The following is a 24,915-nucleotide window of genomic DNA, read 5'->3' as shown; positions in this document are numbered from 1 at the left end:
GGGGCCCTGGGTGTCCGGTGTCGGGTTGACAGACGTCTGTCAACCAGGGCCCCCGCCCTGCTTCAGCGGCTCCCACCAGGCGCGGTTTTCCCGGTACCAGCGGACGGTGTCGGCGAGACCGGCGTCGAAGGGGATTCGCGGCGTGTACCCGAGTTCTTCACTGATCTTGGTGCTGTCCAGCGAGTAGCGGCGGTCGTGGCCCTTGCGGTCGGCCACCCGCCGCACCCGGTCCCAGCCGGCGCCGCACGCGGCGAGCAGCCGCCCGGTGAGCTCCCGGTTGGTCAGCTCGACGCTGCCGCCCACGTGGTAGACCTCGCCGGGGCGCCCCTGCTCCAGCACCAGCTGGAGGCCCCGGCAGTGGTCGTCGACGTGCACCCAGTCCCGCACGTGCTCCCCGTCGCCGTAGAGCGGCACCTGCCCGCCGTCGAGCAGGTCGGTCACGAAGCGCGGAATCAGCTTCTCCGGGAACTGGTAGGGCCCGTAGTTGTTGGCGCAGCGGGTGATCACCATGTCCAGGCCGTGGGTCCGGTGTGCGGCGCGGACCAGCAGGTCCCCGCCGGCCTTCGAGGCCGCGTACGGGGAGTTCGGGGCGAGCGGTTGGGTCTCCCGCCAGGACCCGGCGTCGATCGAGCCGTACACCTCGTCGGTGGAGACGTGCACGAACCGGCCGATCCGGTGCCGTACCGCCGCGTCGAGGAGGCACTGGGTGCCCAGCACGTTGGTGCTGACGAACGGCGTCGCGTCGATGATCGACCGGTCGACGTGCGACTCGGCCGCGAAGTGCACGACGACGTCGTGGCCGGGGAGGAGGTCGTCCAGCAGCGCGGTGTCGCGGATGTCGCCCCGGACGAAGGTCAGCCCCGGCCGGTCGGCGACCGGGGCCAGGTTCGCCCGGCTGCCCGCGTACGAGAGCGCGTCGAGTGCCGTCACCCGGGCGTCCCGGTAGGCCGGGTAGCCCCCGGTCAACAGGGTGCGGACGTAGTGGGACCCGATGAACCCGGCGGCGCCGGTGACGAGGACTCGCACACGCCGGAGCCTAGGTCATCCGCGGGCCCGCCGATCCATCCCAACTGGTGGTCGGCTTTTGACCCTGGCCAGGCACGCGGGCCACTATTGGCCCAGAATGTAGACACCCAATCCACAGTGTGAGATGAGGATCGTGGCCGAGAGAACGCTTGTCGAACGCATCTGGGCGGAGCACGTGATCGAGGGTGCCGGTGAGGAGCTCATCTTCATCGACATGCACCTCATTCACGAGATCACCTCGCCCCAGGCGTTCGAGGGGCTTCGGGAGTCGGGGCGCCCGGTCCGCCGGCCGGACCTGACCGTGGCCACCGCCGACCACGACGTGCCGACCAGCAGCCGGCAGGTCCCGCTCGCCGACGAGATCGGCCGGCGGCAGCTCATGCTCCAGATCCGCAACTGCCGCGAGTTCGGCATCGAGCTGCACCCGATGAACAGCCTCGGCCAGGGCATCGTGCACGTCATCGGGCCGCACATGGGCCTCACCCTGCCCGGCATGACCATCGTCTGCGGCGACAGCCACACCGCCACCCACGGCGCCTTCGGCGCGGTGGCCTTCGGCATCGGCACCAGCCAGGTGGAGCACGTGCTGGCCACCCAGACGCTGCGGATGGCCAAGCCCAGGAGCATGCTCGTCCGGCTGACCGGCACCATCTCGCCCCAGGCCACCGCGAAGGATGTGGCGCTGGCGGTGATCCGGGCGATCGGCACCGACGGCGGCACCGGCCACCTGATCGAGTTCCAGGGCCCGGTGATCGACGCGATGAGCATGGAGGGCCGGATGACCCTCTGCAACATGGCGATCGAGGCCGGCGCCCGCAGCGGCCTGGTCGCGCCCGACGAGACCACCTTCGCGTACCTCGAGGGACGGGAGCGGGTGCCCGCCGGGGCGGACTGGGAGCGGGCGAAGGCCGCATGGGCCACCTACCGCAGCGCCCCGGACGCCGTCTTCGACAAGGTGGTGGAGCTCGACCTGGACGGGCTGGGGCCGCAGGTGACCTGGGGGACCAACCCGGGGCAGACCACCGACATCGACGGCGCCGTGCCGGACCCGGCCGCGATCACCGACCCGGGGGCCCGGGACGCCGCCACCCGCGCGCTGGCCTACATGGGGCTGCGGCCGGGTCAGCGGATCGCCGACATCCCGATCCGGACGGTCTTCATCGGCTCCTGCACGAACGGTCGGCTGGAGGACCTGCGGGCCGCCGCCGACGTGGTCAAGGGCCGGGCGGTCGCCGAGGGGATCACCGCCCTGGTGGTGCCGGGCTCGGAGCAGATCAAGCGGCAGGCCGAGGCCGAAGGGCTGGACGCGGTCTTCACCGCCGCCGGCTTCCAGTGGCGCAACCCGGGCTGCTCGATGTGCATCGCGATGAACGGCGACGTGGTGGAGCCGGGCACCCACGCGGCCTCGACCTCGAACCGCAACTTCGAGGGGCGGCAGGGCCCCGGCGCCCGTACCCATCTCGTCTCGCCGCGGGTCGCGGCCGCCACCGCCATCTCCGGCCGCCTCACCGCCGCCGCGGTCGACTGAGAGGGACCGTCATGGACAAGATCGAGACCATCACCGGCACCGCCGTGCCGCTGGACGCCTCCGACGTCGACACCGACCAGATCATCCCCGCCGTGTGGATGAAGCGGGTCGAGCGGACCGGCTTCCAGGACGGCCTGTTCCAGAAGTGGCGCCGCGACCCCGACTTCGTGCTCAACCAGCCGGAGCGCCGGGGCGCCACGATCCTCGTCGCCGGCCCCAACTTCGGTTGCGGGTCGTCCCGCGAGCACGCGCCGTGGGCGCTGCGCGACTACGGCTTCAAGGCGATCATCGCGCCGAGTTTCGCCGACATCTTCCGCAACAACCTGCCCAACGTCGGCCTGGTGCCGGTCACCCTGGACGGGCCCTCCTGCCGGCGGGTGCTGGACGCGGTGACCAAGGACGCGAGCGCCCCGGTCACGGTCGACCTGCTCGCCCGGACGGTCACCTGCGCGGCGGCCGGGGTGGTCGACGTCCCGTTCGAGATCGACGAGGGGGCGCGGTACCGGCTGACCAACGGCAAGGACCTGATCGACCTCGCGCTCGACCTCGACGAGCAGATCCGCCGGCACGAGGAGCGCCGCCCGTTCTGGATGCCCCGCACCAACGGCCAGGTCGAGTCCCCGTTCGAGCTCTCCGGCGTCGAGCAGTAGCAGCCATGCCCCCGTCCGGGGCAACCAGCACGAGAAGCGAGGTTGATCTTTCATGACCACCACCGTGGCGCGCGTACAGTGGCCGGGCTCCGCGCCGGACGAGGCCGTACGCGCGCTGGCCGCTGAGGGCGGGCTGGTCGTGGCCGCGACGAAGGTCGGCTACATCCTGATGACCACCGACGGGGCCGGCCTGGAGCGCAAGTTCGACGCCAAGCAGCGCCGCCGGGACAAGCCGGGCGTCGTGCTCTGCGCCGACCTGGCGCAGCTCCAGGAGCTGGCCGTGCTCAACGACGAGATCCTGCGCTTCTACACCACCCACTGGGAGCAGGACGTCCTGCTCGGCTGCATCCTGCCCTGGCGGGAGGAGGCCAAGGCGCTGATCCCCGACCCGACGGCGCACGAGCTGGTGATGGACTCCCGGGGCACCAGCTGCTTCGTGATCCGGTTCGGCCGGCCGGCCGAACAGCTGGTGGAGCGGATGTGGGCGTCCCGCACGCTGACCTTCGCCAGCTCCGCCAACCCCTCCGGGGTGGGTAACAAGGGCCGGGTCGACGGGATCGGTGCGCGGATCGAGCGGGAGGCGGACTTCATCCTCGCCGCCGACGACTACGTCGCCTCCATTCAGCCCGGCAAGGACGAGCACAGCCGGCACGAGCAGGGCGTGATGGTCTCCATGGTGGACTCCGCCGGGCGGCTCGTGCCGGAGCAGCACGGCCAGCGGTCGGTCACCCCGTGCCCGGTGCTGATCCGCCGCGGCCTGGACTGCGACCGGATCATGGAGAACCTGGCCCAGACGTTCCCGTCCTGGGACTACCGGCACGGCCAGTACTACTGATCCCGCCGGTCGCGGGCCGGGCGACGGCCCGGCCCGCGAACCGGTCACCGGCGGACCAGCGCGAAGACACCCCAGCCCAGATGCTCCCGCCGGTACGTCACGTGACGCAGCGGGTCCTCGGTCAGCTCCCGGCGCAGCTCTCCGGCGAGCTCGTCGTCCGGGTTGGCGTCCAGCCAGCGGCGCAGGTTCAGCCAGTGGGCGGCGGCGTACCGGTCCCAGCTGTCCTGGTCGGCGAGGACCATCTCGACCAGGTCCCAGCCGAGGGTGCCGAAGAGCGCGACCAGGCCGGGCAGGTCGTGGAAGTCGTCCCTCGACTCGGCGTGGCAGCCCCGCACGGTCTGCTCGTCCGGCGGCTCCAGCCGCCAGTAGGGCTCGCCCACCAGCGCCAGCCCGCCGGGGCGCAGGCTCCGGGCCAGGATCTCCAGCGTGCCGGGGACACCCCCGCCGATCCAGGTGGCGCCGACGCAGGCGGCCACGTCGACCGGCGATTCGGGTACGAACACCGCAGCGTCGCCGTGCGCGAACCGGACCCGGTCGGCGACGCCGAGTTCGGCGGCGCGCTCCCGGGCGGCGGCGGTGAACGCGGTGCTGATGTCCACACCGGTGCCGACGATGCCGTGGTCGCGGGCCCAGGTGCAGAGCAACTCGCCCTTGCCGCTGCACAGGTCGAGGATCGAGGTGCCGGGCCGGAGCCTGAGCGCGCGGCCCAGCGTGGCGAGCTTGCCGGCGTCGTACGGGTTGAGGATGCGAAGGTCGCCCTCGCGGATGACGAAGCTACGTGGCAGGTCCAAGGCGGTCACTCCAGGTTGGTGGCGGCCAGCGTAGGGAACCGGGGCGGCCGGGCCAACGGAATTCCCGGCGTGGCCGGCCCACATGGCCCACCCGGCGGCGGTGTCGCCGGTGCAGACATCTGCTGTGGTCTATGTCACGTAGCGTCGGTGCCCGCCGGTGCCGTCCTGCGCCGGCGGGACGGAGGACGTCATGACCACACCGCGGAAGACCACCAGCACGCTCGTCGCGGCCGTGCTCCTGCTCTTGTCCCTTCGGCGTGCGTGCCCGCCCGCACGGCTTCGCGTACGTGCCGGCGTCCTGCGCCGCCGGGCAGAGCTGCCGGCTGCTGGTCGCCCTGCACGGCTGCGCTCAGGGCTACGCCCGGGTGGGCACCGCCTTCGTCGACCGGGCCAACCTGGGTGCCACCAATTACCCGATCAAGGGCGGCGCGCAGGTGGAGGCCATCATGAACATGGTCCGCCGGTTGGGCGGCTGAGCCCGCCGGGTACTGGTCGGACCGACCGATCCGTCCGGCGCTGAGGCCGGGTGGCCACCGAGAGGAGAGCTGATGATCTTCATTACCGCGAAGTTCCGGGTCCGGCCGGAGGACGCCGACCGCTGGCCCGAGATCGCCGGTGACTTCACCCGGGCCACCCGCGCAGAGCCGGGCTGCCTCTGGTTCGACTGGTCCCGCAGCCTCGACGACCCCACCGAGTACGTGCTGGTGGAGGCGTTCCGGGACGACGAGGCCGGCGCCGCGCACGTGCAGTCCGAGCACTTCCGCCAGGCCCAGCGGACGCTCCCGCCGCACCTGGCCGAGACGCCCCGGATCGTCAACGTGACGGTGCCGCAGGACGGCTGGTCGGAACTCGGCGAGATGGCGGTGTCCCCGCAGGGCTGAGCCGTCGAATCGTCCCGGGGCGGGCTGAGCTGTCGAACCAACCGGGACGTGGGGTCGAGCACGCTGGCGGTCGGCGGGGCCGTCGCCCGGCTTCTCGACGCCCGCGCCATCGCCACCCACCCACCCACCCACCCCTCGGCCGGCCGGCCGGTCCACCCGCGCTCCGCGCCGTTTGCTCTGCTTCAGCAGAGGCAACGGAAATGCCGGCGGAGTGTTGCGTGCTTTGAAGCAGAGCAAAGCGTGCGAGAGCGCCCCGGCGCCCCAGCCCCGGCGCCCCGCCAGCAGCCCCGGCACCGGCACCGGCACCGGCACCGGTGCCGGGGCTGCTGGCGGGCCAGCCTCAGGGTTTCCGCTCGTGCCGCAGCCCGTCCAGGTGATCGGCCAGCAGGGCCCTGACCCGCTCCGGCGGCATGAGGTCGGGGTGCAGCAGGGCGTGCAGGGTGAGCCCGTCCAGCAGGGCGTGCAGGCGGGCCGTCTCCAGGTCGGGTTCGCGACCCGGGGCGACGAGCCCCTCTCCGGCGAGCGCGCCGACGGCTGAGGCGCAGGCGCGCCGGACGCCGTCGTCGGCCTCCCGCATCAGCGTCCCGGTCTCGGGGTCGGTCCGGGTACGGGCGGCGAGTATCAGCCAGACCTCGGCCTCGCGGGTGCGTTGCCGGTCCAGCGGGAGCAATTCCTCCAGCAGTTGCTGCACCACCTCGCGGATCGATCCGGTCCAGGTGCGGGCGGTCAGTCGCTCGGTCGCCCGGGCGATGACGTGCTCCATGGCGAAGGCGAGCAGCTCCGTCTGGGTGGCAAAGTAGTGCCGAAGCGCACCGGGCGACCAGCCCGCCTCTGCGGCGACGCTGCGGACGGTGGCCGCCGCGACGCCGTCCCGGCAGACGACCCGCCAGAGCGCCTCGGCCAGTTCGGCGCGGCGTTCGTCCCGATCGACGATCTTCGGCACCGGTCCTCCGTTCAGTCGGGCGTGACAGCCGCTGCTACGGTTATCGCACAGCGTACTAAAAAGGAGTGGTCATGCTGGTCGGACTGATCGTCGCCTGTGAGGTGGCCTTCTGGGTACTGCTGCTGGCCGGGCTCGTCGCGCGCTACCCCCTGCGCCGGCCGCGCCTGGGCGGTGCGCTGCTGCTCGCGGTGCCCCTGATCGATCTGGTGCTGCTGGCCGCCACGATCGTCGACCTGCGCGGCGGCGCAACCGCCACCTTCGCCCACGGCCTCGCCGCCGCGTACCTGGGCTTCTCGGTCGCCTTCGGCCATTCGATGGTGCGCTGGGCCGACCAGCGGTTCGCTCACCGGTTCGCCGGCGGGCCGCCGCCGGTCCGGCCGCCCCGGTACGGCCTGGCCCGGGCGCGGTCCGAGTGGCGGGAGTGGGGCAAGGGCATGCTCGGCTGGGCGGTGGCCTGCGCGCTGCTGCTCGCCGCCATCGTGCTGGTCGGCGACGCCGAGCGGACCCGGGAACTGGAGTCCTGGATCGGCCGGCTCAGCCTGGTCATGGCCGGCTGGCTGGTCTTCTGGCCGGTCGCGTACACCGTTTTCCCCAAGCGCCGGCCACGAAACGCGGCAACCGGAGGCTGACCCGCGCCGGCCACCGGCGTGAAGAACGCGTCAAGAAAGCGCCGGCCGCCGTCACGGTCGCGTTATAGCCCCTGTCCGGATGACGAGTGTGGCGTTTTGATTGCCCGGCGCGGCCGGGAGGCGGCCGCGAGAACGAATCCGGTAAGAGGGGTCAGCCGTGTCCGACGTGCTGTTCGTGTTGCTGACGGTGGGGCTGTTCGCGGCCCTCGCCCTGCTGGTGAGGGGCGTGGAGAAGCGGTGAGCGTCGTCAACGCCGCCGGCCTGGTGCTGGCGATCGGTCTGGGCGTCTTCCTGGTCGTCGCCCTGCTGTTCCCGGAGCGCTTCTGATGAGCACGACCATCGCCGGGGTGCTCGTCGTCCTGTCGCTGGTGCTGGCGTTGGTCGCCGTCTACCGGCCGTTCGGCGACCACATGTACCGGGTGGTCTCCGGCACCCGGTCCTCCCGCCTGGAGCGGGGGATCTACCACCTGGTCGGGGTCAATCCAGCCGCCGAGCAGACCTGGGGCGTGTACGCCCGCAGCGTGCTGGCCTTCTCTGCCGTCTCCCTCCTGTTCCTGTACGCGCTCCAGCGATTGCAGAACCACCTCTGGCTGTCGCTGGGTCTCGACCCGGTGGTGCCGCACGGCGCATGGAACACTGCCGTCTCCTTCGTGACCAACACGAACTGGCAGTGGTACTCGGGTGAGTCGACCATGGGTCACCTGGTGCAGATGGCCGGTCTGGCGGTGCAGAACTTCGTCTCCGCCGCGGTCGGCATCGCCGTTGCGGTGGCGCTGGTCCGCGGCTTCGCCCGCAGCCGCACCGGCGAGCTGGGCAACTTCTGGGTCGACCTGACCCGGGTGACGCTGCGGATCCTGCTGCCGGTCGCGGTGCTTGGCGCGGTCGTGCTGATGCTCGGCGGGGTGGTGCAGAACCTCTCCGGCGGCACCGACGTGACCACGTTGACCGGCGGCGGCCAGACGATCACCGGCGGGCCGGTGGCCAGCCAGGAGGTCATCAAGGAGTTGGGCACCAACGGTGGCGGTTTCTACAACGCCAACAGCGCCCACCCGTTCGAGAACCCGACCGCGTGGACGAACTGGCTGGAGATCTTCCTGATCCTGGTGATCCCGTTCAGCCTGCCCCGGGTCTTCGGCCGGCTGATCGGCCAGCACCGGCAGGGTTACGCGATCGCCGCGGTGATGGCGATCCTCGCGTTGGCCAGCGTCACCCTGACCAACGTCTTCGAGCTGGCCGGCCACGGCACGGTGCCGCAGGCGGTCGGCGCGGCGCTGGAGGGCAAGGAGGTGCGGTTCGACGTGTCGAACTCGGCCACCTTCGCCGCGGCCACCACGCTCACCTCGACCGGCGCGGTCAACTCGTTCCACGACTCGTACACGGCGCTGGGCGGGATGATGACGCTGGGCAACATGATGCTCGGCGAGGTCGCCCCGGGCGGCGTCGGCACCGGCCTGTACGGGCTGCTGGTGCTCGCGGTGATCACGGTCTTCGTCGCCGGCCTGATGGTCGGCCGCACCCCTGAGTACCTGGGCAAGAAGCTCGGATCCCGCGAGATCAAGTTCGCCTCGATGTACTTTCTGGTCACCCCGGCGCTGGTGCTCACCGGCACCGCCGCCGCCTTCGCCACCGGCAACAACTCCACCGCGCTCAACCTCGGGCCGCACGGGCTCTCCGAGGTGCTCTACGCGTTCACCTCGGCGAGCAACAACAACGGCTCGGCGTTCGCCGGCATCACCGTGGACACGCCGTGGTGGAACACCGCGCTGGGCCTGTGCATGCTGCTCGGCCGGTTCCTGCCGATCATCTTCGTGCTCGCCCTGGCCGGCTCGCTCGCCCACCAGCCGCCCACCCCCGCGTCGGAGGGCACCCTGCCGACCCACAAGCCGCTCTTCGTCGGCATGGTCGTCGGGGTCACGGTGATCCTCGTCGCGCTGACCTTTCTCCCCGCCCTCGCGCTCGGCCCGCTGGCCGAAGGGCTGTGACCACCATGAGAGACAAGGACATGACCGCACCTCTCGACACCGCCGACGGGCCGGTCCCCGGCACACCGGCCACCCGGGGCGACCGGGCCGGTGGCGGCCTGCTCGACCCGGGGCAGCTGCTCCGGTCGCTGCCGGACGCGCTGCGCAAGCTCGACCCGCGCACCCTGTGGCGCAACCCGGTGATGCTGATCGTGGAGATCGGCGCGCTCTTCACCACCGTGCTCACGGCGACCGACCCGTCGGTCTTCGCGCTGGCGATCACCGGTTGGCTGTGGCTGACGGTGCTCTTCGCCAACCTGGCCGAAGCGGTCGCCGAGGGGCGCGGCAAGGCCCAGGCCGACACGCTGCGCCGGGCGAAGCAGGACACCGTCGCCACCCGCCTGATCGGCTGGACGCCGGGCGCGGCGGCCAACGCGTACCGGGACGAGGCGGTGCCCGCGCCGCAGCTGCGGCAGGGAGACGTCGTCCTGGTCGAAGCCGGGCAGATCATCCCCGGCGACGGCGACGTGGTGGAGGGCATCGCCAGCGTCGACGAGTCGGCGATCACCGGCGAGTCGGCCCCGGTGATCCGCGAGTCCGGGGGCGACCGCAGCGCTGTCACCGGCGGCACCCGGGTGCTCTCCGACCGGATCGTCGTGCGGATCACGCAGCAGCCGGGCGAGAGCTTCATCGACCGGATGATCGCACTGGTCGAGGGTGCCAACCGGCAGAAGACGCCGAACGAGATCGCGCTCAACATCCTGCTGGCCGCGCTGACGATCATCTTCCTGCTGGCGGTGGTCACGCTCCAGCCGTTGGCGATCTTCGCCAAGGGCTGGCAGGCCGCCGCACCGGACACCCCGGCGATCACCGATGCCGGGGTCACCGGGATCGTGCTGGTCTCGCTGCTGGTCTGCCTCATCCCGACCACCATCGGCGCGCTGCTCTCCGCGATCGGCATCGCCGGCATGGACCGGCTTGTGCAGCGCAACGTGCTGGCGATGAGCGGCCGGGCGGTCGAGGCGGCCGGTGACGTCAACACGCTGCTGCTCGACAAGACCGGCACGATCACGCTGGGCAACCGGCAGGCCGCCGAGTTTCTGCCGGTCGAGGGGGTGGACCCGGCGACGGTCGCCGACGCCGCCCAACTGTCCAGCCTGGCCGACGAGACGCCGGAGGGCCGCTCGGTGGTGGTGCTCGCCAAGAACGGGTTCGGGTTGCGCGAGCGCGAGCCGGGCCTCATCCCGCACGCCACCTTCGTACCGTTCACCGCGCAGACCCGGATGAGCGGCGTGGACCTGGACGCGGAGGACACCGGCGGCATCCGGCGGATCCGCAAGGGCGCCGCCACCGCGGTGCTGAATTGGGTACGCGAGAACGGCGGCCACCCGACCGAGCAGGTCGGCGAGGTGGTCGACGCGATCAGCGGCACCGGCGGCACCCCGCTGGTGGTTGCGGAACACGTCGACGGCCGGCCGGCGCGCGCCCTCGGCGTGATCCACCTCAAGGACGTCGTCAAGGCCGGCATGCGGGAGCGCTTCGACGAGATGCGCCGGATGGGCATCCGGACGGTGATGATCACCGGTGACAACCCGCGAACCGCCAAGGCCATCGCCGACGAGACCGGCGTGGACGACTTCCTCGCCGAAGCCACGCCGGAGGACAAGCTCGCCCTGATCAAGAAGGAGCAGGAGGGCGGCCGGCTGGTCGCCATGACCGGCGACGGCACCAACGACGCGCCGGCGCTGGCCCAGGCCGATGTCGGGGTGGCGATGAACACCGGTACGTCGGCCGCGAAGGAGGCCGGCAACATGGTCGACCTCGACTCCGACCCGACCAAGCTGATCGAGATCGTGGAGATCGGCAAGCAGTTGCTGATCACCCGGGGCGCGTTGACCACATTCAGCATCGCCAACGACATCGCGAAGTACTTCGCGATCATCCCGGCCATCTTCGCCGGCATCTACCCCTCGCTGGACCGGCTGAACGTCATGCGGCTGGCCAGCCCCGAGTCGGCGATCCTCTCCGCGGTCGTCTTCAACGCGATCGTCATCGTCGCGCTGATCCCGCTGGCCCTGCGCGGCGTCCGCTACCGGCCGGCCAGCGCCGCCACGCTGCTGCGCCGCAACCTGTGGCGTTACGGCCTCGGCGGCATCGTGGTGCCGTTCGTCGGCATCAAGCTCATCGACCTGCTCGTCCAGTTCGTCCCAGGGGTTTCCTGATGCGCCTTCCCGGTTGGCTCGCCCAGCACCTGGCCGCCCTGCGCGCCGTGCTCGTCCTCACCGTCCTGCTCGGCCTGGCCTACCCGCTCGCCCTGGTTGCCGTGGGCCGGCTCCCCGGCCTCGACCACCGGGCGGACGGCTCGCTCGTCACCGTCGGCGGAAAGACCGTCGGCAGCGCGCTGATCGGGCAGTCCTTCGCCGACGCGGACGGCAACCCCGTCCCGCGCTACTTCCAGTCCCGCCCCTCCGCCGCCGGTGACGGCTACGACCCGACCGCCACCGCGGCCAGCAACCTCGGCCCGGAGAGCGTGGTCGACACCATTGCCACCGACCCCGAGGACTCCACCGCCAGCCTGCTCACCCAGGTCTGCGCCCGTAGCAGGGCCGTCGGGGAACTCGACGGGGTGGACGGCCGACGGCCGTACTGCACCCCGGACGGGGTGGGCGCGGTGCTGGCCGTGTTTCACCGCGACGGGCTGACCGGCCCGGTCACCCGGGTGGTGAGCGTCAACCAGGCCGCCCCGGCCGTACCGTTCGTCGCCAGCTGGCAGGGGGTGCCGGTGGAGCCGGCGAAGCCGGGGGAGGACTACGTTGCGCTCGGCGGCCTGATCACGCCGGTCCGGGGTGACGCTCCCGAGCGGCCCGCGGTGCCCGCCGACGCGGTCACCGCCAGCGGCAGCGGACTCGACCCGCACATCTCCCCGGCGTACGCGGAGATCCAGGTGGCCCGGGTGGCGCGGGAGCGCGGCGCGGACCCGGCGGCGGTGCGGCGCCTGGTCGCCGCGCACACCACCGGTCGGACCCTCGGCTTCCTGGGCGCGCCCGCGGTGAACGTGCTCGAACTCAACCTCGCCCTCGACGGGGAGTTCCCGGTTCGCTGACCTGTTTGGCGGGGCCCCCTGCTATACAAAAAGCGATAACAGGGGACCCTTCCTTCGGAGGGAGGGACGCGATGGCGCGCGGTGAGCTGCGCATCTATCTCGGGGCCGCGCCCGGAGTCGGCAAGACGTACGCGATGTTGGAGGAGGCCCGACGCCGGGCCGAACGCGGCACCGACGTGGTGATCGGCCTTGTGGAGACGCACGGCCGGCCGCACACCGCCGCCATGCTCGGCGACCTGGAGCAGGTACCCCGGCGCCGGCTGAGCTACCGGGGCGCCGAGTTCACCGAGATGGACCTCGACGCCGTGCTGGCCCGCCGGCCCGAGATCGCCGTGGTGGACGAGTTGGCCCACACCAACGTGCCCGGCTCCCGCAACGGCAAGCGCTGGCAGGACGTGCACGAGCTTCTCGACGCCGGGATCGACGTGCTGACCACCGTCAACATCCAGCACCTCGAATCGCTCAACGACGTGGTCGCGCAGATCACCGGCACCACCCAGCGGGAGACCCTGCCGGACGCCGTCGTGCGCGCCGCCGAGCAGGTCGAGCTGGTCGACATGACCCCGGAGGCGCTGCGCCGCCGGATGGCACACGGCAACATCTACCGACCCGACCGGGTCGACGCCGCGTTGGGCAACTACTTCCGGGTCGGCAACCTCACTGCGCTGCGTGAACTGGCGTTGCTCTGGCTCGCCGACAAGGTCGACGAACAACTCGACGCGTACCGGGCGCAGCAGGGCATCTCCGCCACCTGGGAGGCCCGGGAGCGGGTGGTGGTCGCGCTCACCGGCGGGCCCGAGGGGGAGACGCTGGTCCGCCGGGCGGCCCGGATCGCCGCCCGGGGCAGGGGTGCCGACCTGCTCGCCGTGCACGTGGCGCGCAGCGACGGGCTGACCGGCGCCGACCCGGCCCAGCTGGCCCGGCAACGGGTGCTGGCGGAGAGTCTCGGCGGCACCTACCACCAGGTGCTCGGCAGCGACGTCCCGACGGCGCTGCTCGACTTCGCCCGGGGCGTCAACGCCACCCAACTCGTGCTCGGCGCCAGCCGGCGCGGACGCTTCGCGCAGCTGTTCTCCAGGGGCGTCGGGGTGACCACCACCGCGCTGTCCGGCCCGATCGACGTCCATCTGGTCACCCACGCCCAGGCCGGGCGCGGCCGGCGTACGGCGGGAGTTCCGGCGGCGCTGTCCCGGCGGCGCCGGCTGCTCGGCTTCGCCTTGGCCGGGCTGGGCCTACCGCTGCTCACGCTGCTGCTCGCCGCCCTGCCTGACCTCACCCTGACCAACGACATCCTGCTCTTCCTCGCCGGGGTGGTCGGAGTGGCACTGGTCGGCGGGCTCTGGCCGGCGCTGGTCGCGGCGCTCGGCGGCTCCCTGCTGCTGAACTGGTTCTTCACCCCGCCCTTCCACACCCTGACCATCGCCGAGGCGGACAACCTGCTCGCCCTGGGCGTCTTCGTCGGCGTGGCGGTCGCGGTCAGCTGGGTGGTGGACGTCGCCGCCCGGCGTACCCGGGAGGCCGCCCGCGCCTCCGCGGACGCGCAGACCCTGGCCACCGTGGCCGGCGGCGTGCTGCGTGGTGAGCGCCCGCTGCCGGCGCTGCTGGACCGGCTCCGGGAGACCTTCGCGCTGCGCGCGGTCAGCGTGCTGGAACTGGCCATCGAGGCGCGGGGGCGGCCGGACCTGGCCCGTGAGGAGAACGCCTGGCGAGTGGTGGCGAGCGTCGGCGAGGCGCCGCCGGGCAGCCCGGGTGCCGGGGAGACCGCGGTGCCGGTGGACGACCGGCTGAGCGTGGTGCTGGCCGGCCGGCGGCTGGAGGCCGCCGACCGGCGCGTCGTCGAGGCGTTCGCCGCGCAGGCCGCCGTTGCGCTCCGGCAGGAACGGCTCGCCGAGGAGGCGGCCGCCGCCCGGCCGCTCGCCGAGGCCGACCGGATGCGCACCGCGCTGCTCGCCGCGGTCAGCCACGACCTGCGTACGCCGTTGGCCTCGGCGAAGGCGGCGGTGAGCAGCCTGCGCAGTCCGGACGTGGAATTCGACGCCGCCGACCGGGCCGAGCTGCTCGCCACCGCCGACGAGTCGCTGGACCGGTTGGGCCGGCTGGTGGCCAACCTGCTCGACATGAGCCGGTTGCAGGCCGGCGCACTCGGGGTCAGCGCCAGCGCGATCGGGCTGGAGGATGCCGTACCCCGGGCCCTGGACGAGCTGGGACCGGCCGCCGCGGACGTCACCACCGACATCCCGGCGGACCTGCCGGCCGCCACCGCCGACCCCGGCCTGCTGGAACGGGTGCTGGTCAACGTCGTGGCGAACGCCCTGCGGCACAGCCCGCCCGGCCGGTCGCCGACCATCACCGCCAGCGCGCACGCCGGGCAGGTCGAGCTACGGGTCATCGACACCGGTCCGGGAATCCCCGAGGACCAGTGGGAGCACGTCTTCCTGCCGTTCCAGCGCCTTGGCGACCGGGACAACACCACCGGCGTGGGTCTCGGCCTGGCCCTGTCCCGAGGGCTGGCGGAGGCGATGGGCGGCAGCCTCACCCCGGAGACCACCCCGGGTGGCGGGCTCACCATGGTGCTGCGGCTACCCGCCGCGCCGGAGAGGGGCGAGGAGTGACCCGGATCCTGGTCGTCGACGACGAGCCGCAGATCCTCCGCGCGCTGCGGATCAACCTGCGGGCCCGGGGGTACGACGTGGAGGTCGTCGCTGGTGGTGTCGCCGCGCTGAAGGCCGCCGCCGGCCGGCCGCCGGACCTGGTGGTGCTCGACCTGGGCCTGCCCGATCTGGACGGCGTCGAGGTGATCCGAGGGCTGCGCGGATGGAGCAGCGTGCCGATCATCGTGCTCTCCGGACGGGCCGGCAGCGAGGACAAGGTGGCCGCCCTGGACGCGGGCGCCGACGACTACGTGACCAAGCCGTTCGGCATCGACGAGTTGCTGGCCCGGATCCGGGCGGTCACCCGGCGGCTCGGCCCGGCCACCCCCGTCGCCGGTCCGGCGGTGCGAATCGGCCGGCACACCGTCGACCTGGCCGACCGCACCGTTATCCGGGACGACGGTGGCGAGGTGAAGCTGACCCCGACCCAGTGGGCGATGCTGGAGAAGCTGCTGCGGAACCCGGGCAAGCTGGTCAGCCAGCGGCAGCTGCTCCGGGACGTCTGGGGCCCGGAGTACCAGCACGAGACCAACTACCTGCGGCAGTACATGGCGCGGCTGCGGCGCAAGCTGGAGGACGACCCGGCACGCCCCCGGCACCTGATCACCGAGCCGGGCATGGGCTACCGGTACCGTCCCTGACCCTCCCCACCGTCCTACGTGGCTGCCTAGCCCGGACGTTTCTGTTCCGGTCGGTGCTCGGGCCTTCTCGAGCAGTTGGTCGAGGCGGTCCGCGAAGTCGGCGGGGTTGCCGGCGGCTGGGCGAGGTCCTGTTAGCGCTCACACCCATCGATGCGACTGGATTCTCGGAAAGTTTCGGGTTCCCCGACCGATAGTTTCGGCAGGGCCGGGATCTGAGCGGCACCGTCCACCACCCGCTCCACCGCGTCACCCGGACTCGCGGCGGCGCCCCGCGCGGCTGCCGGATGCCGGGCGACCGGCACCGACGCGGCTGGATCTGCCGGCTCGCCGCGGCCTGTTCCGCAACGCGGCCGGTTGAACATGTTATCGATAAACTGCTATCTTTCGGCGTGGGAGCGAAGGGCACGCTCCCCGTCACCTCAGTCAATCGGCGAGGCGCCGAGGGCACGCCCTCCCGCCGCCTTGTCGGTCGGTGACCAGTCCGGGCACCCGTCGATGCCAGCCGACGCAGCCGGTCGCCGGGACGACTCCGGCCCAGCCGCATGCCCAGCTTTCCCGTCGCATCCCACCGTCCCAGCGGGGCACGGCCGGCGGTCTCCGGGTCAACTTCGCGTGCCCACCGGCACAGGACGATCAGTGGCAAGGAGCCAAGCAATGGTGAAACGTACACAGCTTTTCTCATCCGTCGCCGTCGCGGCGGTTCTCCTGGCGGCGACCGCCGCCGGGGCGCTGACCGGCGGCTTCCGCGGAGCGGCGGTGGCCGCGACGAACGGCACCCTCGCGGCGACCGCGGGCTGCGGCAAGGCCCCCACGCTCAGCAGCGGGACACGCACGATCCAGAGCGGCGGACAGAATCGCAGCTACATCCTGCGGATCCCGGACGGGTACGACCGAAACCGCCCCTACCGGCTGATCTTCGGCTTCCACTGGCTGAACGGCTCGGCGAACAACGTCGCGTCGGCCGGCTACTACGGGCTGCTGCCGCTGTCGAACAACAGCACGATCTTCGTCGCGCCGCAGGGCATCGACGCCGGTTGGGCCAACACCAACGGCCGGGACCTGACCCTCTTCGACGACATCTCCCGGCAGGTCGAGAACGACCTCTGCGTCGACACGACCCAGCGCTTCGCGCTCGGTTGGAGCTACGGCGGGGCCATGAGCTATGCGGTGGCCTGCGCCCGGCCCACCGTCATCCGCGCGGTCACCGTCCTGTCCGGGGCCAACCTCAGCGGTTGTAACGGCGGCACCCAACCCGTCGCCTACTTCGGCATCCACGGCATCTACGACAGCGTGCTGAACATCTCCATGGGTCGATCGCTGCGCGACACGTTCGTCAGGAACAACGGCTGCACCGCGCAGAGCCCGCGCGAGCCGAGCCGAGGCAGCCTCACCCACATCACCACCGCCTACTCCGGCTGCCGAGCCGGCTACCCCGTGCAGTGGGCTGCCTTCGACGGAGACCACACGCCCAGCCCGGTCGACGGATCGCCCAGCCCCAACGACTCCAGGACCTGGACCTCGGGGGAGATCTGGCGGTTCTTCACCCAGTTCGAGTCCACCACTCCTCCCACCACCGCGCCCCCCACGACCACGCCGCCCACCACCGCACCCCCGACGACCGCGCCGCCGACCACGACCCCGCCGACCGGTGGTCCGGGCACCTGCGCCGCCACCTACCACACGGTCAACACCTGGCCCGGCGGATTCCAGGGCGAGGTCACCGTGGCCAACAACAGCGCCACCACAATCAACGGCTGGACCGTACGGCTGACTTTGGCCAGCGGTCAGGCCATCAGCAGCCTCTGGAACGGTGTCAACACGGGCACCACCGGCAACGTCACCGTCCAGAACGCGCCCTACAACGGCACGCTGGGCGCGAACGCCTCGACCACCTTCGGGTTCACCGCCACCGGCAACGGCGCCACCGCGCCCGGCAACCTCACCTGCACCAGCCCCTGAGCTGGGTGGCACCAGGGCCCGGAGCCAGCTGGCTCCGGGCCCGCAGGGGCGGCGGCGCGGCCTCTGCGGAGAGTACGAGTCAGTCTGCCGGCGGGGCGGGAACCGGCCACAGCGCACTGACTGCCGGGGTGCGGAGGCCGTCGCCGAACGGGCGGCGCTGGCCGGCCCGGCGTCACGGGCCGCACGGGAACGGCGATCGGCCGGCCGTGGCTCGCGGGCGGCGGTGACCACCTCGCGTAGCGGGCCGAGGATGCTCTCATCGATGTCCTGACCAGGAGCGATCCGACAAAGCGACAGCCCTGGACACCCTTGACACCGCAAGGCGCGCCCGGCCACACTACGTCATGCTAATTCGATTTAGCTGAGCATCAGGTCGATAGCGGGCCGGAGCGGGGCATATCGACGGGCAGGAGAGTCCGCATGCCCAGGAGGAGGCGCTTCCGCCCGCCGACGCCGCACGTATCGGCTCAGGCGTGAATCCCGCACCGGTCAGTTCCTAGATCTTTTCAGACGCCATATCAGCTCGATCGGAGGTGAAAGAGGGAGGCACTCAGTTGTCGGTGTCCGAACAAGACCACGAGAAAAGACCACAGAGGAGTATGTTCAGATGAATAAGGCGATCGGAAGGCGCAGGCTGAGGCGCGCGGTCTCGTTGCTTGCGTTCATGTCACTCGGTGCAGGCGCCATCGTCTCCGCGCCGGCTGCACTCGCGGCCGAGCCGGCGATTGTGGAAGGCGCGACCGTCACGGCGGATCCGAATTCACCGACCGGATACACCGGTAAGTTCGTCTACCGCAATCCCAATGCCACGCAGGTCCGCCTTGCCGGTGACCTGACTCTGCTCGACCTCAATACCGGCACCACCCGGTATCAGCCCGAAGCGTGGCAGCCGGGGCGGTACCACGCCGGCGGCACCGAGTTCCTCCGGGACATGACCAGGGATTCGAACGGATACTGGTCCGTCTCGCTCCCGCTGCACGCCGGTGGTCTCAGCTACTGGTACCGGGTCTGGGACCCGACCCAGGGTTGGGTGAACAAGCGCATCTGGGATCCTGCCTCGACGAACCCTCGCCCCCCGGGCGAGTCCTCGTTCCGGGTCAGGAACAACGACGTCCTCGACGCCGTGTACGTGCCGTACGCCGAGAAGCAGAACGACCCGGTGCTCAAGGCGCGCGCGGAATACGAGCTGCCGATGGCGGACCCCTCGAAGCGGGGCACCGTCAAGTACATCCCCTACACCACGATTCTGGGCGACAGCGGCCACTACCTCGGCGTCTACCTGCCGGCCAACTACGACCCCAACCGGGCGGAGCCGTACAAGGTTGCGTACCTCGCCCACGGCATCTTCGGTGACGAGACCGACTTCATGGTCCCGGCGAATGTCCCGAACATCCTGGACAACATGACGGCCAGGGGCGAGATCGAGCCGACGGTGGTGGTCACCATGGGGAACCACTTCACCGGCACCAGCCTCGGCTTCGCCTCCTACAACCAGACCAACGCCGCCAACAACCTGGTCCAGACGATCCTCCCGCTCATCGAGCGGACCTACAACGTCTCGACGAAGCGTGCGGGGCGTGCCTACGCCGGGTTCTCGTACGGCGGGATGACGGGCGCCCACGTCATCAGGGGCTACCCGACCACGTTCGCGTTCTACGGGCACTTCTCGGGTAACCCGGCCCTCACGACGCAGGACTACGACAACGTCGCGGCCGCGGTCGGGGACGAGGACCTCTTCGTGTTCCTCGGCAACGGTGTCTTCGAGGGCAACCTCAACGCCCAGAACGCCATCGCGAACAACTTCCGGGCGCGAGGGTACGCCGCCCAGACGGCCCAGGTCCCCGGCGCGCACGACGGAATGACGGCGGGCCAGCTGTTCACGATCTTCGCCCGGGACCACCTGTGGTCGGGGGTCGACTCCGTGTCGGTGACGCCCGAGACTGAGAACCTGACGCAGGGCTGGAACTGGGTGAAGCAGTTCACCGCTCAGGTGAGCACGAACGAGGGCGTCAGCGGCGCCGTGACGTGGTCGGTCGAGGGAGCTGCCTCGGCCGCAACGACCATCTCCGCGGACGGTCGGCTCTCGGTGGCCGCCGACGAGACCGCGTCGTCGCTCACCGTCGTGGCGACGTCGGTGGTCGACCCGACCAAGTCCGGCTCGGCCGAGGTCACCCTGACGCCGCCGGGCACGACCGGCGTCGTGGTCAAGGCGAAGGCCGCACCCGCGTCGGTCGTCCGTGGTGGCACGTTCACGCTGGACGTCGAGCTGCGGGCACAGACCCAGCACGAGAAGGCTGCGACGGTGACCGGTGAAATCACCGTCACCTTCGGCGGCACCACGCAGGTGGTCGCGCTGACCGACGGCGCGGCCGTCATCGAACTGCCGACCGCCGGACTGTCAGCGGGGAACTACCCGGTCCACGTCGCCTACTCCGGTGACCCGACCTACGCCCCCGACGCGGCAGTCCACCAGCAGCTGCGGGTTCGGTAGCCGCTCGACATGGTGGGCCGGCGACCTCCCGTCGTCGGCCCACCGCCCGGCTGCCGGTCAGCGTCGGTCAACGATGAAGGTCTGTGCCAGAGCGCTGGAGCAGCTGGTCTGGATGAGCTGGGTTCCCACGTCCCGTCGCTCCTCATAGACGCCGATGCAGTACGCCTTGCCCGGCACGGAGCGCACCCGGTAACCGCCGCCCGCACCGGTGAGCGGTTCGAAGGTGAAGGTCTGATCGGACCGTCCCGAGCCGCAGACGTCGCCAGCCAGCAGGAGGCCGTCAACGCGTCCGTTGGCGTCGATCGTCGCGCACCCGATTCCGTACTGGGGGTGGGCGAGCTTGATCCGATACACCGTGCCGGACACCTGCTCGAGGACGATCGGCGGCGACGCCGAGGCGCAGGAGTGCTGGCCCAGTACGGTCCGACCGGACGATTTGTAGAGCTCCGGCCCGTCGCCCACGCACATGCCCGTGTGGGCCACTCGCAGCCGTACCGGCCCGGTGACTGGCCCGCCGGCCGGCCCGGCGGGGACCGACCGGCCGGTCGCCGGCTTCGTCGACGGCGACCCGCTCGGCTTGGGTTGCGGCGCGGCCGACCCGGACGCGGACCGGGGCGCGGACGGTGACCGGGACGTGGACGGTGACCGGGTCGGGGACGGGACGCTGGACGGAACAGCCGCCGGCAGGGTTTCGCGATCGAGCTCGTCGAGCGGTAGCTCCGCCCGACCGTCCGACCCCGCCGTGCTTGCGGGCGAGTCGCGGAGGGCGCGGGCGACCACCGCCACCGCGATGGCAGCCATCACCAGAACGAGCACGCCGGACAGGACCCGACTGGCCCAGCCGGTCCGATACATGATCGGCGGGATCAGCCAGCGGTGGCCGGCCGGTCGGGGTACATCCTCCGCGGGGTCGTGCCGGTGCATGCCGACCCATCGCTCGTCCGTCCGCTCCGCGGTCACGCTCGCCAACCGGCTGGCCGACGACGGCAGGTCCGGCTCCTGAATCCCAGGACCCGGTCCGGTCGGCCCCTCGGTGGCTGCCGGTTGGTGCTGCGGCGCGGGCCTGAGTGCGCCGTCGTCCGGCGCGGGGGAGGACGACTCCGGGTCGGACAGCGGCACCGACCGCAACACCGATGCCAGGACGGGCAGGCGTTCCGCGTCTGCCTGCGGGGCGGGGGATCGGCCCGTCTCGTCAGGTGCATTCCATCCCACGGACGTGTCGGTTACCGGCTCGGGCGGGGAGGGCGGTTGGCTGTCGGTGATCGGATCAGGACCCCCGCCGCCCCCCGGAGCAGCCGCCCGCGCCGACTGGACGGCGAGTCGCTTGCGCGTGGCGAGCCACGACGCGGCGGTGGCTTCGTCCAGCCCGCAGGCCCGGACGAACGCGGTCACCAGCGCCTCGCGAGGCAGGCTGCTCCGCGCCAGCACGGCAGCGATCGTGCTGTGCGGCAACGCCTCCCCGAACTTGTCCGCCTGGCGCTGCAACTCCCGGAAGGTGAGGCCGGACCACTCCTTCAACGCCCGCATCGCCGCGACGAACTCAACCGGCGAGGTCGCGGCGAAAGGATCCGGAGCCGACCCGGATCGAGGCTGGACCTCGTCGGCGCCGTCGTCCATCGCTTGGCCCTCCGTCAGTCCACTACGGACAGCAGTGGTGTCGGCACGCGAGATTACACGGCTGAGCCGTTGCGCGGGGGCCGACCGGAGGGCGGGGCGTGGCAGAACGTCTCCCCGCCACGAGTGTGACGGGAAGGCGCCCCGGTCCGGGACCCCGGAGCCGGGCTGGGCAGTTGCCGGTCTGGACGCAGGCGGGGTCAAGAGGCACCTACCTCACGGTCGACTGATCGGATGGATGGCGTCGGGCCCGGAACGCCTCGGCAGTAAGCAAAGACCGCTGACCGGTGCTCCGCATAGCCAGAACAGTGTTCGGAACCGATCCGGACAGGGGCGGCGTCGCAATTCCGTACGGGACTGTCTGCCCGCGTACCTGGCCGGGACAGGGCGGGGCGGTTCGGTTCGAGACGGAACGGTCGCCTCGGCCGGCGTTGCGGTCCGGACCTTCCCGTACGTCGGAGGGCCTTTCGAGACACCGGCCGAACAGGTGCACTCGTCGCACAATTCTCACGCTGAGGAGTGGACCATGCTGAAATCGCACGCCATCCCGCCTACGCCCCCCGGGCCGTCGTCGCGACCAGATTCGCGACGCAACGCGCCTGGATCCGGCCGTCGCGGCATTCTCAAGCTCCTGCTCGCCCTGACGTTCATCGGCGGCGCTCTCGTCGGACTGGGCGGCCTCGCCGGCGCCAACGCCAGCTCCGGCTGCTCCGGCAGCATCGCGGAAAGGGCGGTGTGCCAGGCCAGGGCGCAGAAGGGCGACCCGTACGTCTGGGGCGGCAAGGGGTCGAACGTCTTCGACTGCTCCGGTCTCACCTATTACGCCTACCGAAAGGCCGGGCTGGACTGGAGCTACCGCACCGCGGCCGGACAGTACAGCTACGGGGTGAGCAGGGGCCGGGCCGTCTCCACCGGGAATCTGCGTCCCGGCGACCTCCTCTTCTTCAACTGGGACGGCGGCGAGATCGACCACGTGGGCATCTACGCCGGGAACGGCAGGATGCTCCACGCGTCGAGCGGTAGAGGAAAGGTCGTCGAGACGAGGCTGAACTCGTACTACCGCAGCCACCTGCTCAAGTCGGCGGTACGTCCCGCCTCCGGTTCGACGGAGCCGAACGACGGAACGGAGAAGAAGCCCGCTGCCACGCCGACTTCGAAGCCGAAGCGCGGCGCCCAGCCGCCCGCCGAGCCCGACCAGATCCCGGTCATCGTCGTCCCGTACGCCGGATAGCCCGATCGGAGCCGACATGATGACCAAGCGAATCACCAAGCTTCTTCCGCTGCTGATCGCCGGCGTTCTGATCGCGGGGGCCCTCGCGATCGCCAACGGTTTCGCGATCGCGGCGCCTACCTGCACCGCTACCGTCAACCCGGCCGACGACCAGACCTCCGACGACCAGACCTCCGACGACCAGGAGTCCGCCGTGGGCCAGGACGCGGACGGTGACCAGGACGCGGACGGCGACGGTGACCAGGACGCGGACGGCGACGGCGACCAGGACGCGGACGGCGACGGCGATCAGGACCAGGACGGTGACGGTGACCAGGACGGTGACGGTGACCAAGACGCGGACGGTGAACAGGACGCGGACGGCGACGGCGACCAGGACCAGGACGGTGACGGTGACGGTGACCAGGACGGTGACCAGGACGGCGACGATGACCAGGACGCAAACGGGGCCGACGATTGCGCTGGCGACGACGGGACCGCCGACGCCGAAGAGGACCCGGCCGATGACGCGGGTGACGAGAGCGGTGCGGACTCGTCGGACGACTGCCTCGACACGGAACCCGTGAACCAGCGGGTCGTCGCCGTCGCGCCGACCGGGGTGACCGACAAGCCCGGCGTGGTGGAGCCGGGTGAGCCGGGGGCGAACGTCGACGGCGGAAGCGCGCCCTGCGACCGGCCCTGACGCCGGTCCCGTCCCGGGGTGGTCTCCGACGTCGGGAGACCACCCCGGGACGACCCACGCCATCTGGGGAGCCACCCGGGGCCGTCCGTCCGAACCCGACCGGGTACACCGTTCGAGGCCCCGTTCACGCAACTCGCTCTTGAAACGAAGGGCACAGCAGTTCCCGCAGGCCGAATGCCTGCGGGTTCTTTTGTTCTCATCCCCGCAGACGCCCGATCGCCGCCACCGAAGCGGGTCGGAGTGCGAGCGGCCTATGGCGGTTGTGTCGAAAGCGCCGCCACTTGGGCAGCTAATAGGCCACCGTCCGCAAAGACAGATCCGGACGACCGATGCGGGGTGGAACGTATCAGCACCGGCCGTGTCTCGTCCGAGGCAGGCCGCGAACGAGACGAGACACAGGCGCACCGAGTCACGACACGGGTGCCAACCACATCCCGGTTCGTCCCGTACGGCTTGACGTATTGGGGAGCGCCGTTCGAACGGCTCTACTGGTGACCGCAGCCCGGGAACTGCATTCATCCGAACCGAGAAATCGCGAAGGGAATCACCAGAATGAGTCACGTCGCACCGACCGCGAACCCGCGCCTTTGGGGTCGCCGTACCAACATTTTCTTGCTCGCGGTCGCCTTCACCGTGGTGGCGGGTCTGCTCGCCGGGATCGCCGGGATCTCCGCAGCGAAGTCGCGCAGTGGCCTGCCGGCCGAGGTGGCCCGGGCCCTGGACAACGTGAAGCGGACCGGAGAGATCTCCGCCAAGGACCGCGTCGCGCTGCTCAAGCACCGATCGGTCGCCGCTCAGGTGATCGACCCGTCGAAGACCAGGATCGTCGACGTGTCGACCGGTGACACCGACGCCGGGATGACCTCGCTCGCGGGTGGCGCGCTGACGGCCAACGCCGTGGCCAAGAAGGCCGGTTGCCACCGGGCCGACCGGTACATCTCCTACCGCACCCTGCTCGGCGCCAAGGCGTTCGACTGGCACAAGGTGCTGCACTACTGCTGGTCCAAGAAGGGCAAGGTCACGATCAAGGAGCGCCGGCACTACATCAAGAACAACGACGGCCTCAACTTCGACCGTGGTCTGGTCAGCAACACGCAGAGCGGCAAGGGCACCGCGCACTACGCCTCGACGATGCAGGGCAGGGTCGAGAACTGCGTCACGAAGTACGGGTGCATCTCGGTCAAGAACCCGTACATCCGGATCGTCGTGAACGGCAAGAAGGGCCTGCCGTACCAGATCTGGATGCGGAAGTAACCCCCTGAGCGGTGGCCGGCGGGTCCGCGTGGCGCGGACCCGCCG

At 71.2% G+C, this 24,915-nt stretch carries 21 protein-coding genes; 17 read left to right on the top strand and 4 right to left on the bottom strand.

Annotation, left to right across the window (positions count from 1 at the left end; all coding sequences use genetic code 11):
* Positions 1–39: 39 nt before the first annotated feature.
* The gene (gene rfbB, locus AB0H57_RS29955) at positions 40–1,026 is read right to left on the bottom strand and encodes a dTDP-glucose 4,6-dehydratase (RefSeq protein ID WP_357512035.1); all 987 of its coding nucleotides are present in this window, start codon (positions 1,024–1,026) and stop codon (positions 40–42) included.
* A 133-nt stretch (positions 1,027–1,159) separates the two neighbouring features.
* On the opposite strand from rfbB, the gene leuC reads away from it, so the two are divergent.
* The 3 genes from leuC to AB0H57_RS29940 are packed head-to-tail and all read left to right on the top strand — an operon-like array spanning position 1,160 to position 4,039.
* Positions 1,160–2,554: a 3-isopropylmalate dehydratase large subunit gene (gene leuC / locus AB0H57_RS29950; protein WP_357512034.1), complete on the top strand. Its 1,395-nt coding sequence runs from the start codon at positions 1,160–1,162 to the stop codon at positions 2,552–2,554.
* Positions 2,555–2,565: 11 nt separating this feature from the next.
* Entirely contained in the window at positions 2,566–3,204 is a 639-nt protein-coding gene (gene leuD / locus AB0H57_RS29945) for a 3-isopropylmalate dehydratase small subunit (protein WP_357512033.1), read from the top strand.
* 52 nt (positions 3,205–3,256) lie between these two features.
* Positions 3,257–4,039 (top strand): Sua5/YciO/YrdC/YwlC family protein, encoded by a 783-nt coding sequence (locus tag AB0H57_RS29940; protein ID WP_357512032.1) that lies wholly within the window; start codon positions 3,257–3,259, stop codon positions 4,037–4,039.
* Between the two features lie 44 nt (positions 4,040–4,083).
* Here AB0H57_RS29940 and AB0H57_RS29935 read toward each other — a convergent pair whose 3' ends face one another.
* Positions 4,084–4,839, bottom strand: a complete 756-nt coding sequence (locus tag AB0H57_RS29935; RefSeq protein WP_357512031.1) for a class I SAM-dependent methyltransferase — start codon at positions 4,837–4,839, stop codon at positions 4,084–4,086.
* A gap of 248 nt (positions 4,840–5,087) precedes the next feature.
* Between AB0H57_RS29935 and AB0H57_RS29930 the strand changes: the two genes are divergently transcribed.
* Positions 5,088–5,306 (top strand): hypothetical protein, encoded by a 219-nt coding sequence (locus AB0H57_RS29930; protein WP_357512030.1) that lies wholly within the window; start codon positions 5,088–5,090, stop codon positions 5,304–5,306.
* Between the two features lie 72 nt (positions 5,307–5,378).
* Positions 5,379–5,711 (top strand): putative quinol monooxygenase, encoded by a 333-nt coding sequence (locus AB0H57_RS29925; RefSeq protein WP_357512029.1) that lies wholly within the window; start codon positions 5,379–5,381, stop codon positions 5,709–5,711.
* Positions 5,712–6,051: 340 nt separating this feature from the next.
* On the opposite strand, the gene AB0H57_RS29920 is transcribed toward AB0H57_RS29925, so the two are convergent.
* Positions 6,052–6,654 carry a TetR family transcriptional regulator C-terminal domain-containing protein gene (locus tag AB0H57_RS29920; RefSeq protein ID WP_357512028.1) on the bottom strand — a complete coding sequence of 201 codons (603 nt, stop codon included), beginning with the start codon at positions 6,652–6,654 and terminating at the stop codon, positions 6,052–6,054.
* Between the two features lie 71 nt (positions 6,655–6,725).
* On the opposite strand from AB0H57_RS29920, the gene AB0H57_RS29915 reads away from it, so the two are divergent.
* The 9 genes from AB0H57_RS29915 to AB0H57_RS29875 all read left to right on the top strand — a co-directional run bounded on the left by AB0H57_RS29915 (position 6,726) and on the right by AB0H57_RS29875 (position 20,089).
* Positions 6,726–7,283, top strand: coding sequence for a hypothetical protein (locus AB0H57_RS29915; RefSeq protein ID WP_357512027.1), 558 nt, complete (start codon positions 6,726–6,728; stop codon positions 7,281–7,283).
* A 237-nt stretch (positions 7,284–7,520) separates the two neighbouring features.
* A complete protein-coding gene (gene kdpF, locus AB0H57_RS29910; protein WP_357512026.1) occupies positions 7,521–7,610 on the top strand; it encodes a K(+)-transporting ATPase subunit F in 90 nt (29 codons plus the stop codon).
* A complete protein-coding gene (kdpA, locus tag AB0H57_RS29905; protein ID WP_357512025.1) occupies positions 7,610–9,265 on the top strand; it encodes a potassium-transporting ATPase subunit KdpA in 1,656 nt (551 codons plus the stop codon). The genes kdpF and kdpA overlap by 1 nt, the downstream gene beginning before the upstream one ends.
* A 20-nt stretch (positions 9,266–9,285) precedes the next feature.
* Positions 9,286–11,466, top strand: a complete 2,181-nt coding sequence (gene kdpB, locus AB0H57_RS29900) for a potassium-transporting ATPase subunit KdpB (RefSeq protein ID WP_357512024.1) — start codon at positions 9,286–9,288, stop codon at positions 11,464–11,466.
* Positions 11,466–12,347, top strand: a complete 882-nt coding sequence (locus AB0H57_RS29895; RefSeq protein WP_357512023.1) for a potassium-transporting ATPase subunit C — start codon at positions 11,466–11,468, stop codon at positions 12,345–12,347. Before kdpB ends, AB0H57_RS29895 begins: the two co-directional genes overlap by 1 nt.
* A gap of 71 nt (positions 12,348–12,418) precedes the next feature.
* Complete coding sequence (locus AB0H57_RS29890; RefSeq protein ID WP_357512022.1) at positions 12,419–14,959, top strand: DUF4118 domain-containing protein; 2,541 nt, start codon at positions 12,419–12,421, stop codon at positions 14,957–14,959.
* Positions 14,956–15,639, top strand: a complete 684-nt coding sequence (locus tag AB0H57_RS29885; RefSeq protein ID WP_357512021.1) for a response regulator — start codon at positions 14,956–14,958, stop codon at positions 15,637–15,639. Before AB0H57_RS29890 ends, AB0H57_RS29885 begins: the two co-directional genes overlap by 4 nt.
* Positions 15,640–16,293: 654 nt before the next feature.
* Entirely contained in the window at positions 16,294–17,598 is a 1,305-nt protein-coding gene (locus AB0H57_RS29880; RefSeq protein ID WP_357512020.1) for a cellulose binding domain-containing protein, read from the top strand.
* A 664-nt stretch (positions 17,599–18,262) separates the two neighbouring features.
* Positions 18,263–20,089 (top strand): alpha/beta hydrolase-fold protein, encoded by a 1,827-nt coding sequence (locus AB0H57_RS29875; protein WP_357512019.1) that lies wholly within the window; start codon positions 18,263–18,265, stop codon positions 20,087–20,089.
* Between the two features lie 57 nt (positions 20,090–20,146).
* Here AB0H57_RS29875 and AB0H57_RS29870 read toward each other — a convergent pair whose 3' ends face one another.
* On the bottom strand, positions 20,147–21,706 hold the full coding sequence (locus AB0H57_RS29870; RefSeq protein WP_357512018.1) for a helix-turn-helix domain-containing protein: 1,560 nt from the start codon (positions 21,704–21,706) through the stop codon (positions 20,147–20,149).
* 523 nt (positions 21,707–22,229) lie between these two features.
* Between AB0H57_RS29870 and AB0H57_RS29865 the strand changes: the two genes are divergently transcribed.
* The 3 genes from AB0H57_RS29865 (at position 22,230) to AB0H57_RS29855 (ending at position 24,870) form a co-directional block, all read left to right on the top strand.
* Positions 22,230–22,934, top strand: coding sequence for a C40 family peptidase (locus AB0H57_RS29865; protein WP_357512017.1), 705 nt, complete (start codon positions 22,230–22,232; stop codon positions 22,932–22,934).
* 16 nt (positions 22,935–22,950) lie between these two features.
* Complete coding sequence (locus AB0H57_RS29860; RefSeq protein ID WP_357512016.1) at positions 22,951–23,616, top strand: hypothetical protein; 666 nt, start codon at positions 22,951–22,953, stop codon at positions 23,614–23,616.
* Between the two features lie 612 nt (positions 23,617–24,228).
* The gene (locus tag AB0H57_RS29855) at positions 24,229–24,870 is read left to right on the top strand and encodes a hypothetical protein (protein ID WP_357512015.1); all 642 of its coding nucleotides are present in this window, start codon (positions 24,229–24,231) and stop codon (positions 24,868–24,870) included.
* Positions 24,871–24,915: the final 45 nt, after the last annotated feature.

It is taken from the genome of Micromonospora sp. NPDC050686, from assembly GCF_040654475.1.
Lineage (GTDB): Bacteria > Actinomycetota > Actinomycetes > Mycobacteriales > Micromonosporaceae > Micromonospora.
The sequence above is the reverse complement of the archived record's forward strand: the minus strand, read 5'-3'. Positions and strand labels throughout refer to the sequence as shown.